The organism is Streptomyces sp. NPDC015032, from assembly GCF_043080425.1.
GTDB lineage: Bacteria > Actinomycetota > Actinomycetes > Streptomycetales > Streptomycetaceae > Streptomyces.
In genome coordinates, this window is sequence record NZ_JBIBVN010000025.1 from 88,531 (window position 1) to 104,076 (window position 15,546).

At 71.0% G+C, this 15,546-nt stretch carries 14 protein-coding genes and 1 pseudogene; 6 read left to right on the forward strand and 9 right to left on the reverse strand.

The features are described from left to right. The first annotated feature begins 45 nt into the window (after nt 1-45). Nucleotides 46-1,674, forward strand: a complete 1,629-nt coding sequence (locus ACF08M_RS28760) for an IS200/IS605 family accessory protein TnpB-related protein (protein WP_392188197.1) — start codon at nt 46-48, stop codon at nt 1,672-1,674. Nucleotides 1,675-1,773: 99 nt separating this feature from the next. Here the strand turns inward: ACF08M_RS28760 and ACF08M_RS28765 are convergent. The 6 genes and pseudogenes from ACF08M_RS28765 to ACF08M_RS28790 form a co-directional block, all read right to left on the reverse strand. Continuing rightward, nucleotides 1,774-2,667, reverse strand: a pseudogene (locus tag ACF08M_RS28765) (D-alanyl-D-alanine carboxypeptidase family protein); the annotation flags it as partial. A gap of 160 nt (nt 2,668-2,827) precedes the next feature. After that, on the reverse strand, nt 2,828-3,292 hold the full coding sequence (locus ACF08M_RS28770; protein ID WP_392188166.1) for a Pycsar system effector family protein: 465 nt from the start codon (nt 3,290-3,292) through the stop codon (nt 2,828-2,830). A 56-nt stretch (nt 3,293-3,348) separates the two neighbouring features. Continuing rightward, nucleotides 3,349-4,257, reverse strand: a complete 909-nt coding sequence (locus ACF08M_RS28775) for a hypothetical protein (RefSeq protein ID WP_392188167.1) — start codon at nt 4,255-4,257, stop codon at nt 3,349-3,351. After that, nucleotides 4,254-6,332: a hypothetical protein gene (locus ACF08M_RS28780; protein WP_392188168.1), complete on the reverse strand. Its 2,079-nt coding sequence runs from the start codon at nt 6,330-6,332 to the stop codon at nt 4,254-4,256. The genes ACF08M_RS28775 and ACF08M_RS28780 overlap by 4 nt, the downstream gene beginning before the upstream one ends. Continuing rightward, nucleotides 6,329-7,237, reverse strand: a complete 909-nt coding sequence (locus tag ACF08M_RS28785) for a hypothetical protein (protein WP_392188169.1) — start codon at nt 7,235-7,237, stop codon at nt 6,329-6,331. Before ACF08M_RS28785 ends, ACF08M_RS28780 begins: the two co-directional genes overlap by 4 nt. Before the next feature lie 264 nt (nt 7,238-7,501). Then, on the reverse strand, nt 7,502-8,161 hold the full coding sequence (locus ACF08M_RS28790) for a Crp/Fnr family transcriptional regulator (protein WP_392188170.1): 660 nt from the start codon (nt 8,159-8,161) through the stop codon (nt 7,502-7,504). A 744-nt stretch (nt 8,162-8,905) separates the two neighbouring features. Between ACF08M_RS28790 and uppS the strand changes: the two genes are divergently transcribed. The 3 genes from uppS to ACF08M_RS28805 all read left to right on the forward strand — a co-directional run bounded on the left by uppS (nt 8,906) and on the right by ACF08M_RS28805 (nt 12,803). Then, on the forward strand, nt 8,906-9,706 hold the full coding sequence (gene uppS / locus ACF08M_RS28795; protein WP_392188171.1) for a polyprenyl diphosphate synthase: 801 nt from the start codon (nt 8,906-8,908) through the stop codon (nt 9,704-9,706). 98 nt (nt 9,707-9,804) lie between these two features. Next, nucleotides 9,805-11,211, forward strand: a complete 1,407-nt coding sequence (locus ACF08M_RS28800; protein WP_392188198.1) for an oxygenase MpaB family protein — start codon at nt 9,805-9,807, stop codon at nt 11,209-11,211. Between the two features lie 203 nt (nt 11,212-11,414). Continuing rightward, on the forward strand, nt 11,415-12,803 hold the full coding sequence (locus tag ACF08M_RS28805) for a carotenoid oxygenase family protein (protein WP_392188172.1): 1,389 nt from the start codon (nt 11,415-11,417) through the stop codon (nt 12,801-12,803). Between the two features lie 268 nt (nt 12,804-13,071). Here the strand turns inward: ACF08M_RS28805 and ACF08M_RS28810 are convergent, their stop codons facing one another. After that, complete coding sequence (locus ACF08M_RS28810) at nt 13,072-13,494, reverse strand: PIN domain nuclease (RefSeq protein WP_392188173.1); 423 nt, start codon at nt 13,492-13,494, stop codon at nt 13,072-13,074. Continuing rightward, a complete protein-coding gene (locus tag ACF08M_RS28815) occupies nt 13,491-13,706 on the reverse strand; it encodes a type II toxin-antitoxin system VapB family antitoxin (protein ID WP_392188174.1) in 216 nt (71 codons plus the stop codon). Before ACF08M_RS28815 ends, ACF08M_RS28810 begins: the two co-directional genes overlap by 4 nt. A 49-nt stretch (nt 13,707-13,755) precedes the next feature. Between ACF08M_RS28815 and ACF08M_RS28820 the strand changes: the two genes are divergently transcribed. Further along, nucleotides 13,756-14,184: a hypothetical protein gene (locus ACF08M_RS28820; protein ID WP_392188175.1), complete on the forward strand. Its 429-nt coding sequence runs from the start codon at nt 13,756-13,758 to the stop codon at nt 14,182-14,184. Nucleotides 14,185-14,306: 122 nt separating this feature from the next. Here ACF08M_RS28820 and ACF08M_RS28825 read toward each other — a convergent pair whose 3' ends face one another. After that, the gene (locus ACF08M_RS28825; protein WP_392188176.1) at nt 14,307-14,567 is read right to left on the reverse strand and encodes a hypothetical protein; all 261 of its coding nucleotides are present in this window, start codon (nt 14,565-14,567) and stop codon (nt 14,307-14,309) included. Between the two features lie 132 nt (nt 14,568-14,699). On the opposite strand from ACF08M_RS28825, the gene ACF08M_RS28830 reads away from it, so the two are divergent. Then, complete coding sequence (locus tag ACF08M_RS28830) at nt 14,700-15,539, forward strand: alkyl sulfatase dimerization domain-containing protein (protein WP_392188177.1); 840 nt, start codon at nt 14,700-14,702, stop codon at nt 15,537-15,539. The last annotated feature ends 7 nt before the right edge of the window (nt 15,540-15,546 follow it).

Below are 15,546 nucleotides of genomic sequence, written 5' to 3' on the forward strand. Positions count from 1 at the left end.
TTGGGCTGGGGGCGGGTGTCCGGTCTTGTGGGTGGGGGTGTTGTGGTGGGTGGTGTGCGGGAGTTGGCGGCGCCGTTCGTGGTGGCCGGGCCGTGCGGGGTGGCGGTCCGGGACCGTCTCAAGCACCTCACGCCCCGGGACGAGGAGGTTCTGCGTGCGGTCGGTGAGCACCAGGGCCGTCTGGCTTCCCGTGACCTCAGGGCCCGTTGTGCGGGTGGACTGGAGCACAGTGCGCAGACTTGGGCGTCGTGTAAGCGGGATCTGACCGGGGTGTCGTCGTCGCGGATCGCGGGTGCGATCACCAAGGCCACGCATGACCAGTGGGCGCTGGCCCGGCGTTGCCAGGCGGCGTATGTCCAGATGCTGGAGGCCGGGATCAGGGCGCTGCGGCACCGCCTGTCCCTCCCTATCGGCGTGCCGGGAACGAAGCGGGCCCCGGGTGGTTACCGGTCCAGGGGTGAGTGGTTCCACAAGTCCCGCCGTCTCGCGGCGCTGGAGGCCCGGCATGATGCTGCGGTCCGTGACCGGCGGGCCGGACGCGTCCGGGTCGTGCGGGGTGGCAAACGCCTCCTCTACACCCGCCACCACCTCACCGAGGCCCGGCTGACCGAGGAGCAGTGGCGGGAGCGCTGGGAGGCGGAGCGCTGGTTTCTTGCCGCGGACGGTGAGTCGGGGAAGCGGTTCGGGAACGAGACGATCCGCGTTACCCCGGACGGCGAGATCAGCATCAAGCTGCCTGCCCCGCTCTCCCACCTGGCCAACGCCCCTCATGGCCGGTACCTCCTCGCCTCGACCGTAAGGTTTGCGCACCGGGGCGTGGAGTGGGCCGACCGCGTCACCGCGAACCGGGCCGTCGCCTACCGCATCCACCTCGACACCGGCCGTGGCCGCTGGTACCTCACCGCGTCCTGGCAACGCCCCGTCGTCCGGACGATCCCGCTGGCCACCGCCCGCGCCCGGGGCATGGTCGGCGTCGACACCAACGCCGACCACTTCGCCGCCTACCACCTCGACCCACACGGCAACCCCACCGGCGAGCCCCGGCGCTTCTTCTACGACCTGTCCGGCACCACCGCTCACCGCGATGCCCAGATCCGCCACGCCCTGACCCAGCTCCTGCACTGGGCCAAGCAAACCGGTGCGGGTGCGATCGCCATCGAAGATCTCGACTTCACCACCGAGAAGACCCGCGAGAAACACGGCCGCAGGAAACGGTTCAGGCAGCTGATCTCCGGCATCCCCACCGGGAAACTCAGGGCCCGGCTGGTCTCCATGGCCGCGGAGCAGGGCCTGAGCATTGTCGCGGTCGACCCCGCCTACACCAGCGTGTGGGGTGCCCAGCACTGGCAGAAACCACTGGCCACCCCCAAGCGAAAGATGTCCCGTCACGATGCCGCCGGCATCGCGATCGGACGACGCGCCCTCGGACACCCGGTCCGGCGTCGGACGGCACCGCCCCCACACGACCGGAGAGATCGTGCGGGGCATCGGACCGCCCAGGCCAGGCCAGGCAACCGGGGGCGTGAGGGAACCCGCCCACCCGCAACGGACCACGCCCCTGGAGACGTGCTGCCGAACGGGACGAGAAAGCGGCAACCCAGCGCATCCAACACCGTTCGGGACGCGCCCAGCACACATGACTGGGTCCAGGACCCACTCATGCACACTGGTTAGGAACGGTTTCTGCCCCAGCACGACACCGAGCACGAGATGCCGTGCCGTGCCGGATGCCGCTTCGGCCGCCCACATGAGATTGCCGCCGGCAGGCGTGCTCGACCCGGTTTTCAACCCGATCACACCGGGCCTCTCCAGCAGCCGGTTGGTGTTGGTCACGGTGCCGGGCACCCCGGGGACCGTCGTGTCGCGCATCGCCACCACCGCACGCAGCACCGGGTCCTTCATGGCCCGGCGCGCGAGCTTGAGCTGATCGTCGGCGGTGCTCCTGGTGGTGGGCTCAAGACCGCTGGCCCCGGTGTACGTCGTCCGGGTCATGCCCAGTCCGGCGGCGGCGCGGTTCATCTTCCCCACGAACTCGTCCTCCTGACCCGCGTCCCAACGGGCCAGCAGCCGGGCCACGTTGTTGCCGGACGGCAGCAGCAACAGCTCCAGGAGCTTGCGCTGGGTGATCCGTTGTCCCTCGCGGACCGGGGCACTGGACTCGCTGAGCGAGTGGGCCTCCTGCGCGGCGGCCGCGTCGACCGTGATCTCCGGTCCCTTCTCTCCGTCCTTGAGCGGATGCTCCCTGAGGATCACGTACGCGGTCATGACCTTGGCCACGCTCGCGATCGGCACGGGCTCCTGTCCGCCCCTGCTGCCGAGACTGCCGATGCCCTCGACCGCGATGCTCGTCTGGCCCTCCTGCGGCCACGGCAGGTCCATCCGGTCCGCCACCTCCGACGCCCGCACGGCGGCGGGCCCGGATCCGGCTCCTGGCCCCCCGCCGGTGTCGGTGCGGAGTCCTATCCAGCCGCCGACTCCGACCGCGGTGACCGCTACGGCCGAAGCCCACACCGCCCCACGCCGGGCCCGCCCTTCCCTGCCCGCCTCAGCAGCACGTATCCGAAGAGCCGCCACCGACAACCACCTCTCACCGCCCGGCGTACACGAGGACCGCGTACGGCTCCCAGCCTGTGAGGCGACCGCGTCCGGCTGATCAGGGCCGTGCATCCGGCACAGCGCGGATTTGTGTCAGCCGGGTATCAGGCCCGCTCCGGGCAAGAAGGCGAGAAGGCAAGAAGGCAAAAAGGCAAGAAGGCGAGAAGGCGCGAGGGCGCGAGGGCGTGCGAGGGCGAGGAGGCGTGAGAGGGCGAGAGGGCGAGAGGGCGCCTCAAGCGCCCGAGAGCAGCGCCGCGCTCACGGCCGTGAGCGCTGGCAACAGCATGAGGACGGCGCCGCGCACGCATCTGTTCTTGCTGCGGGCGATGCGGCTGGTTCCGGTCAGGGCGCGGAACAGGCGGGGGTGCGGGTCGGAACTGCTCAGGAGAAGTCCGGACGACAGTTCCGCACGCTGCTCCGCCCGGAGCACGTCCTCGTAGTAGGCGAGGATGTGGGAGCTCTCCCTGATTCTCGGCCCGTGGCGGGGAAGCAGTGCAGCCAGGAGAAACAGCAGGGCCGTGGTCGTGGTGACGGTCGCCGTCCACCACAGGGGGAGGCCCAGGGGGGTGCCGGGCGGGCGGTGGACCAGGAGGAGGCCGAGCAGCGATCCCCCGGTGGCGAGCAGGACAGCGGCCTTGCCGTCCGCCCTGCCTATCTCGATGTGGTTCTGGGCGATCAGCTCGCGTGACAGTGCCACCACGTCCTCCGGCCCGGCCCCGTCCGGCGGGCGGCGCCCGAAGGGCGGACGGGGGATCACCGGCTGCCCCCGTGCGGACCGTTCCCGTCCTTCGTCGCATCGGTCCGGCCGATCCGGCGCAGGACCTCGTCGCCCTGCGGGACTCCCACATCGCTCAGGACGCGTGCCAGGTTGACGCCGACGAAGCCCCGGTCCTCCGGCGTCAGCGACTGAAGCGTCGCCGCGAGGGTGCGTTCCCAGCTGTCCGGATCGGACAGGAGATCGCGGTGGGTCACCGTCCAGTCGAGTACGTCCCTCGCCTGTTCCGGCTGCTGCAGGAGCCAGAAGGCCGCCAGGCCGACGGGCCCGCCCGCGACAACCTCCCGGTAGAAGCGGTACGCCTCTCGATGGGCTTCGCCGAAGCCCGCCGGAAGGATGGGGTCCGCACCGGTGCCGGGGGTGGGCAGAAGCGCGGCCGGCGGGTCCAGGAACCAGTACATGAGGCCGGAGCCGTCGATCACCTGTGGCCGGCCGGGCGGTACGACCTCGGTCGTGCCCAGGTGGGGTGGCGGCGTCCGCAGCGGGTCGGCGGCACGGGGAAGAGTGGCGTTCTCGCTGATGTGGGCGCCCACCAGGTGCTGGGCCCGTTCCTCGGTGATCTGGTTCCGTGCCGCGACGACCGGGTTGCTGATCTTCCAGGCGACCCCGTAACGAGCGGGGGACTTCGGCGGCCGGCGCGGGATGTCGACCGAGAACCGCCGTTCCGCGAGCGAGACCCACACGATGTCGAAGAAGTCCCCCTGACGCACCCCGCGTACCGTCGGCCGCGGGTAGCCCCAGTAGTCGCCGCTGCGGGGCGGCTCCATGGCGTCGGCCCCGTCGCGCGCGAGGAACACCAGGGCCCGGTCCTCCGTGGAGCCGAGGCGGAGACGGAACAACTGCCAGGCGGGCGAGGAGTTCAGAGGAGTGATGAGCGGACCGGTCATGAGGCGAGCCCTTCTGCCGGCGCGGCCGTACGGATGCGATGGCGGCGCAGGATGAATCGCAGGACGCCGCGGTGGCTCCGGGCCGTGCCGGAGAGTGCGGCGAGGAAGTGCGGGAAGGCGGTCCGGCGGCGTTCGCCGGGATCGCTCTCGATCAGGGACAGGCAGGACGCCGTCGCCGCGTGCGTGGCGGGGTCGTCGAGGGCCGCGACCACGATGCCGAAGGCCTGCTCGGGGTGGTCGGCGAGCAGGTCGGCCAGACGTACACGCCGTACGCCGGGTGCCCTGGGCCGGGGGAAGGCCGCCTCGCTCATGGATTCGACGACATGAACTGCCAGGGCGTGAGCTGGTGTTCCGGGTACGGCCTCCTGCCACTCCCGCAGACGGCCGAGGACCTGGGGGTGGTTGGCCTCCTCGGAGAGCAGAGTGCTGAGCGCGAAGGACACCGCCGTACGCAGTCTGGGCTCCAGGCCCTTGTCCGGCCCGTCGAGTACGGCGTCGAGGAGTTTCAGGGCGGCGGTGGGGCGGGCCAGGCCGTAGCTTCCGGCGCAGGTCTCGGCGACGGTGCAGCGCAGAGGGACGGGGGCGGCCCCGCTCCACTGCCGCAACTGATCCCGCACCGCGCCGGTGAGGGCCGGATGCTGGACCATCTCCCCGAGCGCGTAGGCGACCAGGCGGCGGTGCCAGCGCTTGTCCGACGCGGCGAAGAATTGCAGTTGGCGCACGGTGTCCGGACCGGTCGCGTGCGCCAGCACCCTGCCGATCGCCCCGCCCGCCGTCAGTTCGATGCCGGGGCGGTGGGGCGTCGCGGCCAAGGCCCTCCACAGCAGGCCCGCCATGCCCTCGTAGTCCAGCCACAGGAACCGGAGCAGCATGTCCGACCGGTGCCGGCCGGAGAAGGCGACCGGCTGGACCGGGTAGCGCCGCGCCCCTCCGAAACGGGGCGGCAGCAACCGCGCGCCGACCGCCGCCAGCCGGTCCTCGAAGGCCGGTCCGAGAACGTCGCGCCAGGCCTGCGGCCCCTCCGTGCCCGCTCCGGGAGCGTCGACGCGCTCCGGCCGTCCGGCCACGACCGGTGCCGGGCCGCGGCGTTCGTCGATGAGGGGGCGCAGCAGCGCGCTGTACCCCTCGACAACCGTACGGTCCTGTTCGGACAGCAGCGCGATCGCGGCCATCAGGGAAAGGCTGCCGGCGTCGTGGCGCGATTCCTCCAGCGCCTCGCGGGCGGCCGCGGGGCTGCCGGTCCGGAGATCGTCGAGCACGGACCCGGCGGGCTTCCCCAGGAGGACGAGATCACGCAGTCCCTCCGCCACCTCGACACCGTCCCGGGGCAGCGGGTGGGCGTGCAGATAGCCGGTGAAGTCGGCGGAGGCGAGGTGTCCGAGCGCTTCTGCCCCTTGCGCGGCGGTGAGTTCACCCGCCTCGGCCATGGCGTCGAGGTGTTTCGCGGCCACGTCGGCCGGTGGCGGCGGGCGGTGAACGACCTGCCAGGGCGCCGTGTCGGCGCGAAGCGCCGTATCCGCGCGGACCGTGATGACCAGGTGGGCACCGGATCGGCGCAGAAGGCCGGCCAGCGCGGTGAGTACGACTTCGCCGAGCGAGGCGGCGGCCGCCGTGGACAGGCCCTGGAGCAGATAGCCGCGCTCCTGCGCCGGGCGCCAGCGCGAGAGGTCGTCCGGTGAGTCGAGGCCGGTGATGCCGTCGGTTCCGTACCGCTCCGCGAGCAGTGCGAACGCGGTGGTGCCGGCGCCTGTGCCGCCGTCGGCCCGCAGCACCAGGATGCGGCCGTCCAGGACCTTCCGGAACCGCGCGTAGGCCGGTGGTTCGACGAATCCGCGCAGGCGGGCGTGGACGTCGTCGGCAGGGTACGGGCCTTCCCGCAGGCGGGGTCTGACGATGTGGTCCGTGACGTCCTCGTCCGGCGGGGTGCCGATCATCACGGTGAGGTCGCCGCCGATTGGGCCCATGACCGCCACGCCCTGGTCCAGCCGCTGCTGGTTCTCGCGGTAGGAGTCTCCCGCCCCTGTCCGGTCACCGGACTCCGGGGCGTCCGGGCCCGCGCCCGTTCCGTCGCTCACCGGTGGTCCCCGGCTCCGGCGACCCGCTTGTCGCCCGCCACGTTGTCGCCGCCGCCCCAGTGCTGGTTGGTGCCGTGGTACGAGGTGGAACCACCGGTGTACGTGAAGTCCCCTCCGACGTTCCCCATCACGGCGGCGCCGTCTCCCACGTGCTGGGTGTTGCCGCTGTACTGCGTTCCGGGCTGCGTCTGCGGAGCCTGTTCCCGATCGGCCGGGGCGTCGGCCGGCGCCGCGGACTCCTCGCGCGGCCGCACACCGGCCTGTACGAGGTTTCCGGACGGCGACGGAACGTACAGCCAGGCCCGCTGCGCGAAGTCCTTCCCTTCCACGGTGGCTGGAACCTCCACGCAGCGGTCGGGATGCAGCCCGGTGTACGCGCCGAGCACGACATCCTCGTAGACGCGCTGGGAGATGACCGCCGCCAGGTGGGTGACCTGCTCGCTCGCCGCGGCCAGGATGGCCTTGACCGGGCGGGAGTCCAGCAGCCGGTGTGTGTCGTTGCGGGCGGTGCCATTGCCGTCGCCGGGCGCGTCCGCGTCCGGCAGCGGTCCGACGTGGACGCTGGCCCGGAGCCGGATGCGGGGCCCCACGCACTGCTGGTTGTACGCGCCGAGGATGTCGTCCAGCACGCCCAGGAACGGCCAGAGGACATGGGGCAGCAGCGCCGGATCGAAACCGAACACCACACCGTCCCCGGTGTTGGCCGGAAACCGCTTGGAGTCCCGCAGCTCGTGGAGACCGGCTCGCTCCAGCGCCTGGTCGACGAGTTCGGGGATCAGCCGGCTCACCGGACCGTGCTGCACCGCGGGAAGGCCGGTGAAGTCCTTCGCGTCGACGGCGAAGAGGGCGCGGTAGGGAGGAAGCGGTCGGCTCTCGGTGTACGGGGCGGGAACGGGCGTGGACATGCGAGATCTCCTCGTGGGCGGCGGGACGGTGGTGAGGCCGGTGGCCGGCTGATTCGAGGTTCCGCCGGTTCTGTCCGTCCGACTGCACAGCACAGGGCACTTCGCGGGTGTCCCACGTCACAGCACGGGGCACTTCGCAGGTGCCCCACGTCGCAGCACGGGCGGGCTCGGGCGGCGGTCTCCTGTTCCTGGCAGGGGAGGGCCCGGACGGCTGGATTCCCGCTCCTGGCAGGGGCGTTCATCCAGGCGGGGCGGTGAGAAGGGTTACGCGGGAGTGGTCCCCGGGGTGGCCGTCGCCCAGTCGCGCAGCACCTTCATGTTCTTGATGACGATCACTCTGCGGCCCGTCTCCACCGCGCCGGACTCGCGCAGTCGTTGCAGTCCGGTGATGACCGCGTTGCGGGTCACCCCGGTCGCCTGGGCGATCTCCTCCTGGCTCAGGCCGGTCAGCCGTACGACGTCCGATTCGGTTCCGGGCGCGGTGAGTTCGGCCAACCGCAGGAGTGCCCGTGCCAGCCGCACGACCAGCGGCAGGGTCAGCAGTTCGGTGCGGTGCGCGTCGGACTCCCGCAGCCGGGAGAGTGCCTGGCGCATCAACTCCATGACGAGCCCGCGCTGTTCGATGAACCGGCGGAACCGCTCCGCCTCCAGCACGACGGCCGTGCAAGGGGTGAGCGCGACCACTTCCGCCGTGCGCGGGGTGCCGTTGAAGACGGACACCTCGCCCAGCAGGTCGCCCGGCCCCCGGAAGGCCAGCCAGGTCACGGCCCCGTTCGGTTCCCGGCACACGACCTTGGCGAGGCCGTCGGTGAGGGCGAGCAGATGTGTTCCCGCGGAGCCCTGTCTCAGCATCACACCGCGTTCGCGGAAGGTGCGGGTCGCTCCCTGGCCCCGTAGCTCGCGCCATGCCTCGTCCGACAGCACTCGTCGCCTTCCCCGTCCGCCTTGTGCGCGGCCCCGCCCTTGCCTCGTGCGACCCCTTCGGCCTCGCCCGCCCTCATGAGTTCTACGCCGGTCCGACCGTTTCCGCCGCCGGTCGGGCGACCTTGTCCGAGAACGGCTGCCGCCCGGACGCCACCACACGGAAACCTGTGCGGGCGAGTGTCGCCGACCGTTTCTGTACTGCCGCTGTCGGTTTCTGCACCGCCGCTGTCGGTCCGGGCACCCCAGTGCGCGTGCGGGCCTCGGAGACACCGACGACCGCGGCGACCTCGGCGTGAGCAGGGCTCCCGGAGCCGTACCGGAGGCGGCCGTCGCCGTCGGCTACGGGCCAGGCGGCGTCGAAGCGTCCGGGCCGACCCGGTTCCGTCCAGGGCGCGACCACGAGCTGTTGAAGCGGACTGGCGTACTACAGGTGAATATGCGGAGTTCGTGGTGTGTCCGGGCCCGGGCACCGGCACTCTGCTGTATGTCGATCCGAGTGGCGCTGCGGCGGAGGGACCCCGGGGGACCGTCCGCGGAGCGGGCCGGTCCGCGGACAGCGGGGGCGAAATCCGCCCCGGCTCCCGCCAGGCTTCCGGCGGATGCGCAACGCGCTCGGCGGAGCCCGGAGGCGGCGGGGCACTGTCCGGGCCCACCGCGGCAGTGCCTGCCGGTCACGGGGCGCCGCGCCCGGTGGGTGGATGCGAGGCGGAGGGGGACTGTGTTGCGGCAGCCGGGGGAGTACGGATGACGGTTGAACGAGCCGACGGAACTCCTGCGTCGTCGGTCCATGCGCCTCCGCATCGCCCCACCCATGAGGACCGCCACAGGAATGTGCCGCGCCATGTCGCATGCGTGATGGACGGAAACGGCCGGTGGGCGGCACGACGGTCCCTGCCGCGTACGTCGGGTCACCGGGCAGCGGAGACGACCGTGATCGACGTCATCGAGGCGGCGCGGGCGTCGGGGGTGGAGTGGCTGAGCCTGTACGCGTTCTCCACCGAGAACTGGCGGCGCCCGAGCAGCGAGGTCGACTTCCTCATGCAACTGGTGCGCCGCGTCGTACGCAAACACGCCCTGTTGCTGCATGCGCGCGGTATCCGCTGCCGGTTCCTCGGAGTGGCGGACCCGAGGATCCCCGGACCGCTGGCCCGGGACTTCGCCGATTTGATGACGCTGACCGGCACGAACCGAGGCATGACGCTGACCGTGGCGTTCGACCACGGCGGACGCCGGGACATCGTCGAGGCGGCACGGTCCCTCATCCGCAGCGGGGTGCCCGCCGACGCCGTCGACGAGCAGCACTTCGCCGCCCACCTGCCCTTTTCCGATACGCCCGATGTGGACCTCGTCATCCGGACCTCCGGCGAGCAGCGGATCTCCAACTTCATGCTCTGGCAGGTGGCCTACGCCGAGTGGATGTTCCCGCCGGTGCTCTGGCCCGACTTCCGTGCGCCGCACTTCCTGGAGTGCCTGCACGTCTACCAGCAACGCAACCGCCGCTTCGGCGGCGTGACGCCGCACGCGAACGGAGAACCCCACCCGTGACGGACACAGACAACAGCCGCCCCAGGCACACGCGTTCCGGAGCCGCCGATCACCACGGCGACCCCGCCCGGCCGACCTCTGAAGCACAGCCCGGATCCCTGTTCGGTCCCGACTCGCAGTTCCACCGGTTCTTCAACGATCCGCGCTGGGCACTGGCCATGATCAGGGCCACGGTGCTGGAGGCCGCCCACCCGCAGATCGGCGCGGCCCTGATCGACAACTCGACGTTCGTGGCACACCCGTGGCGACGGCTGCGCAACACCCTCGTGAGCCTGCAGCGCATGTTCGGCACCGACGATCACCAGCGACAGAGGGAGGCGGCCCGGCTCAACCGCCTGCACGCGCGGCTGAGCGGCGCCGATGCGCAGGACCGGCCCTACGACGCGATGGACCCGCAGGTCCGCGCCTGGGTGGTCGCGACGCTCTTCGAGAGCTCCGTCACCATGTGCCGACTGAGCGGCCAGCCGCTCGACCAGACCTCCATGCAACGGCTCTACGCCGAATACCAGGCATTCCTCGCGGCTCTGGGGGACGGGGCGGGCCATCTGCCGCCCACGTTGCAGGAGTTCTGGCCGTACTACGACCACATGGTCCAGGAGGAGCTGGAGGACACGGAGGCGCTGCGCATCATCCTCTACAAGCTCTTCGACCATCTCCCGGCGCCGCCCCTGCTGGACGGCCTGCCCACCGTATGGGCGGCGGGCCGCGCGCTCGCCGGCCCGGTCATCGGCGCGATCACGGTGGCGTCCCTCCCCGAGCCGTTCCGCCGACGGGCGGGTCTGCCCGAAGTTCCCGGTGCCCAGACGCTGATGCAGAGCGTCTACGTGGCCGCCGGCCTGGCACGCTTCCTGCCCGACGGCTGGCTCCGTACCGAGAGCCTCACCGGCCTGCTCCAGCTGTCCTCGGACAGCGACGCCCCGCACGCTGCGACGCTCACCGGGCTGCGTGACCGGATGCAGCAGGCCGGCGCCCTGTTCCGGCTGGTCACGCCGCTTACCGCACAGCACGGTCCCACCGGGGGAACCGGGGCGCAGCGGAGCGCCGAGGAGTTCTTCACCGCGGTGCTGGACCAGACCGGCGACGGCTACCTGGACTGGCCCGATCTCGCCGCCATGGCCCGGGAGTTGTGCTCCCGCCTCGATCTGGACGAACCGGAGGAGACCAAGCTCTACAAGGCGTATGCCGAGTGGTGGAGGGAGCTCCAGGCGGCCCTCGACATCGACGGCGACGGCCGCATCAGCAAGGAGGAGTACGCCGCGGCCGTCCCCTCACTTGCCGGGCCCGCACTGATCAGGGTCGCCGAAGTGCTCTTCGATGCCACGGACACGGACGGCAACCAGTTCATCGACGCGGACGAGTACCGGACCCTGTTCCGGACCGGATTCCGGCGCACGGTGGCCGACGCCGACGCGAGGTACTCCCGCAGCGCGTTCGTGAAGGACTTCCTCTCCTTCATGTCGGGCCGGCTCTCGACCGCGTACGACCCACTGCTCGCCGACGCGTAGCCCCCCGGACCATCGATGCCCGCGGCCTCACCACTGCGGCTCGGCTGTGGGCTCGGCTGCGGGCTCTGTGGGTGCGCCGATGTTCTGTGCCGTCGGCGACGCGTGCCCGCCGGCCGTCACCCGACGGGCGGCCGGACCGTTGTCAGGCGTGCGTGCCCCCGCGCACGCAGCGATACCTCAGAAGCGGACTGGAGGAGTTTGCGATGTCTTCCGTCACCAACCCGTTCACCGGTTCCTACGCGCCGGTGAGCGAGGAGGTCACCACCTTCGACCTGCCGGTCACGGGCACGATCCCGGCCGAGCTCAACGGCCGGTACCTGCGCAACGGCCCCAATGGACTGAAGGTGGACGACCCCCGGATGCTGCACCTGTTCGGCGGGCACGCCATGGTGCACGGGGTGCGGCTGCGCGAGGGGCAAGCCAAGTGGTACCGCAACCGGATGGTCCGCAGCGCCCCCGTGGCCGAAGCCCTGGGGGAGCGGGCGCGCCACGGCGCCTCGGTGCGGATCGCCGATGTCGCGCCCAACACCCATGTCATCGGACACGCGGACCGTACTTTCGCGCTGGTCGAGGGCGGCTATCGCCCGTACGAACTCTCCTACGAGATCGAGACGGTGGGCGCCAGCGACTTCTGCGGCACGCTGCCCGAGGGGTTCGCCGCCCATCCCAAGCTCGACCCGGTCAGCGGGGAACTGCACGCGATCACCTGGCAGCGTGACGGCGAGAACCTGCGCCACCTGGTCCTCTCCCCGCAGGGCGGCGTCATCCGTGTGGTGGACGTTCCGGCTCCGCACCGGCCGGTGGTGCACGACATGGCCCTGACCCGGAACTACGCCGTCATCCTCGATCTTTCGGCCGGCGTCAGCATGTCCGACAACCAGGCCCGCAAGACATATCCGGCGGTCTGGGACGAGACCCGCGGCGCGCGGATCGGCCTGCTGCCCCGAAACGGCAGCGACGTCAGCTGGTTCGACGTCGAACCCTGCTTCGTCTATCACACGCTCAACGCCTACGAGGACGGCGACCAGGTCGTCATCGACGTCGTCCGCTACCCGAGGATGTTCACCGGCGGCGCGGTGGAGAACCAGAGCAGCCCCACCCTGGACCGCTGGCTCGTCGACACCGTCTCCGGCCGGGTCACCGAGACCCGCCTCGACGACCGACCGCAGGAATTCCCGGCGGTCAGCCCTGCCGTGGTCGGCGGTGCCTACCAGTACGGGTACTCCACCGTCGCCACCGACCTCCTGCGCCACTTCGCCGGGACCGGCACCCTCGACGCCCTGCCCCCGGACGCCGCCGGCGACTCGCTGATCAAGCACGACCTGCGACAACAGACCACCACCATCCGCGACTTCGGCGCGGGCCGCTACACCGGCGAGGTCTCCTTCGTCCCGCGGGAGGGCGCCCGCACCGAGGACGACGGCTACCTCATGGCCTACGTCCACGACCCCGACCGGGGCGCGAGCGACCTGGTCGTCCTCTCCGCCGAGGACTTCACCGGCGCTCCCCTCGCCACCGTCCACCTGCCGGTACGGGTGCCGGCCGGCTTCCACGGCAGCTGGATCCCCGACGCGGCCCGAAGGCACTCATGAACACCCCACCCGCCCCGGCCGAGGCCGTCGCCCGGCTGCGCGTGACGCTCCGCACCGGCCGCACCGGACCGCTCGCCTGACGCACGGAACAGCTCACCGGGCTGCGCGCCCCGCCGACCGGGCACCGCGACGACATCGCCGACGCCTTCGTCCGGCTGTTCGGGGACGGTCGCAGGCATCCCGACCTGCGGCGAAACCAGCGGTTGCAGACTCGCCGGACAGTGGCGTACGCCCGCGAATGAGACCGGAACCGAGACCGGGCGGGTGCTCACTTACCGGCCACCGGGCCGTACCACTGCATGGCTTGGCCGGTGACGGCGGCGATGCACTCGAAGTCGTGGTCGCGGTGCAGGAGGGTCAGGCCCTGGAGCTCTGCGGTGGCGGCAACGACGAGGTCCACAGCTCCCGCACTGCGGTGCTGGCCGCGCTGGGTCAGCAGTTCTTGGACCTGCCAGGCGCGGTCGTACGCGCGGTCGTCGACGGGTACCCAGCCGAAGAGCAGCCGCATGTCGTCGATGCCGCGGTCACGGTCTGCGGCGGAGCGGGCGCTGTAGAAGAACTCCAGCTCGGTGATCGGGCAGGTGGCGATGAGGCCGGCTGTCGCGGCCTGGTCCCATCCGTACTGTTCGGCGTCGCCGTGGAGGAACCGGGCGAGCGCACTGGTGTCGATCAGGAACTGCGCCGCGCTCACCGCCGGTAGTCCCTCTTGTCCTCGAAGAGATTCAGATCGAAGCTGCCTTCGCCTGCTGCAGCCCGCAGCCGCGTGAGAGCGAGAGCTCGTCGGCGGTTCTCGAGCACCTCGCGCAGAGCGGTGTTGACCGTCTCCTTCTTGGTTCCGGTTCCCAGCGCCTGAGCCACGGCGGCCAGTAGTTCGTCGTCGAGGTCGATCACTGTTCGACTCATTGAGGCACCTTCTGAGATATCAACTATAACAGTAAATATATCACACTAGATGTCACGGGTTCTGATGTCACGGTCCTTGGGGCGCATCGGCGCCCCTGAGCCCGGCCGTGGCGGCCTGTTCCCATCCGTACGCACGCGCGGCGGTCATCGCCCCGAGAACCCCGGCTGCCCGGGGGGCCACCCTCCGCTTGAGGGCTACTACCTGGCTCAGCGCGAAGGCGAGTGGATCGTGGGAGTCCACGAGCGCGGCAGACGCGAGGTGCTGGAGACCTTCGCCGACGAAAGCCGGGCCTGTGCATGGCTCTACGAACGCCTCACCGACGAGAGTTCGCCGCCTGCCCGGCCCACAGCGACGGAGACGGACGAGCTGCTGCACGACAGTGAGGGCATCGAACGGCGAGCACAGGAGCAGCCCGAACGGGCGCTCGCGGAGAGTCGGCGCGGAACCCGCGACGGCCCACCGGACGGTGGCCACTGAGCGGTGCCGATCCAAGGGGCGCCCATGTCTCCCCCGGCCCTTCCGGCCGCATCGACAACGACCAGCCCTTCCGGCCGCATCGACATCGACCTCCTTCCCGAACGACAACGTCGGGCTGAACATCAAGCTGAGGCCGCATACGTCGAAGGGCCCCGCAGCAAGCTGCGGGGCCCTTCGACGTATTGCCCGGTGAGAGCAATGGCTCTGTAGTCGGTGCGCCTGCGCAGCGGGCCACGCCCGTCCTCCGCGCGCTTCTTGTCTTCGTCTGCAGCCGCCTTGTTGACCTCAGCGGCGAGTTCGTGAGACGAGCGGACCTGAACGTTGGAGGTGGTGCCCAGCTCGTCCAGGATCTCGGCGATGGCTTTGGTTTCGTCCTCGTTCAACGGCGCCCCTACTGTCGTTGCTGTGTGGCGTGAGCCGTTGGACGCTAGAAGAGTGCGGGGGAGCGCATACAAGTACACGAAGAGGTCCTGGGGATTCACCAGGACGCGATCCAGTACAACCACGACCAGGCGGTGCGCCACATCCTTCGCGGCGCCACGGCCGAGGACCTGCGGGCGGGTCTCGTCGAGCTGCCGGGCCACCTGGACCTCGACCCGTTCACGCGGGAGATGTACGGCAGCGTCGACAACAACGCCGCGGCGCAGATGACCGGCTACCTGGGATGGTTCAGCGGCGACGCCACAGACCTCGCACCGCTGCCGCGCGCCGAACGGGCCAGTCGGACCGTGACGCTGATGGGTGGTCACGACCGGGTCCTCAAGGCCGCACGAGCAGCACTCGACGACGGCGACGGCCAGTGGTGCGCAGAGCTGGCCGGCCTGTGCGTCAGCGTCGACACCGAGGACCACGAGGCCCGCCGGCTCAAGGCCGCAGGTCTGCGCCTCCTCGGCTACGCCGAGCAGAACGCACCGCGCCGCAACTTCTACCTCACCGGCGCGCTGGAGCTCGAAGGCGCCTTCGATCCCGCGGCCGTCGGTGCCCTCGCCCGCAAGACGCTCACCTCGGCTTCGACGCCGCTTCTCGGGCTCCTCGACACCTTCCGCTTCAACGTCGTACCGAGCCGCGCCAGGAGCCGGCGCCTCGTCGTCGACGTCGTGCTCAGCGACAGCGGTGAACGCGCGCGGCTGGAGCTCCGCCACAGTGTGCTCCGGGTCGACAAGACCGCGGATGACCCCGAGGCGGCTCTGAGTCTTCCGAAGGCCCGGTTCCTCGCGCTGGCCTCGGGGAGCACGACCTGGGACACGCTGCAGCAGGACGAGGCGGTCGAGGTCGCGGGTGACTCCGAGGCCCTCGCGAGGTTCCTCGCGTGCTTCGACCTGACCCCGCCACGGGTGCAGCTCCACGTGCGGTGACACTGGT

What these genes read in the sequence shown, in the direction of transcription:
- uppS (WP_392188171.1), top strand. Translation starts at nt 8,906, where the DNA reads ATGACGGTTGAACGAGCCGACGGAACTCCTGCGTCGTCGGTCCATGCG.
- ACF08M_RS28815 (WP_392188174.1), bottom strand. Translation starts at nt 13,706, where the DNA reads ATGAGTCGAACAGTGATCGACCTCGACGACGAACTACTGGCCGCCGTG.
- ACF08M_RS28785 (WP_392188169.1), bottom strand. Translation starts at nt 7,237, where the DNA reads ATGTCCACGCCCGTTCCCGCCCCGTACACCGAGAGCCGACCGCTTCCT.
- ACF08M_RS28820 (WP_392188175.1), top strand. Translation starts at nt 13,756, where the DNA reads ATGTCACGGGTTCTGATGTCACGGTCCTTGGGGCGCATCGGCGCCCCT.
- ACF08M_RS28775 (WP_392188167.1), bottom strand. Translation starts at nt 4,257, where the DNA reads ATGACCGGTCCGCTCATCACTCCTCTGAACTCCTCGCCCGCCTGGCAG.
- ACF08M_RS28805 (WP_392188172.1), top strand. Translation starts at nt 11,415, where the DNA reads ATGTCTTCCGTCACCAACCCGTTCACCGGTTCCTACGCGCCGGTGAGC.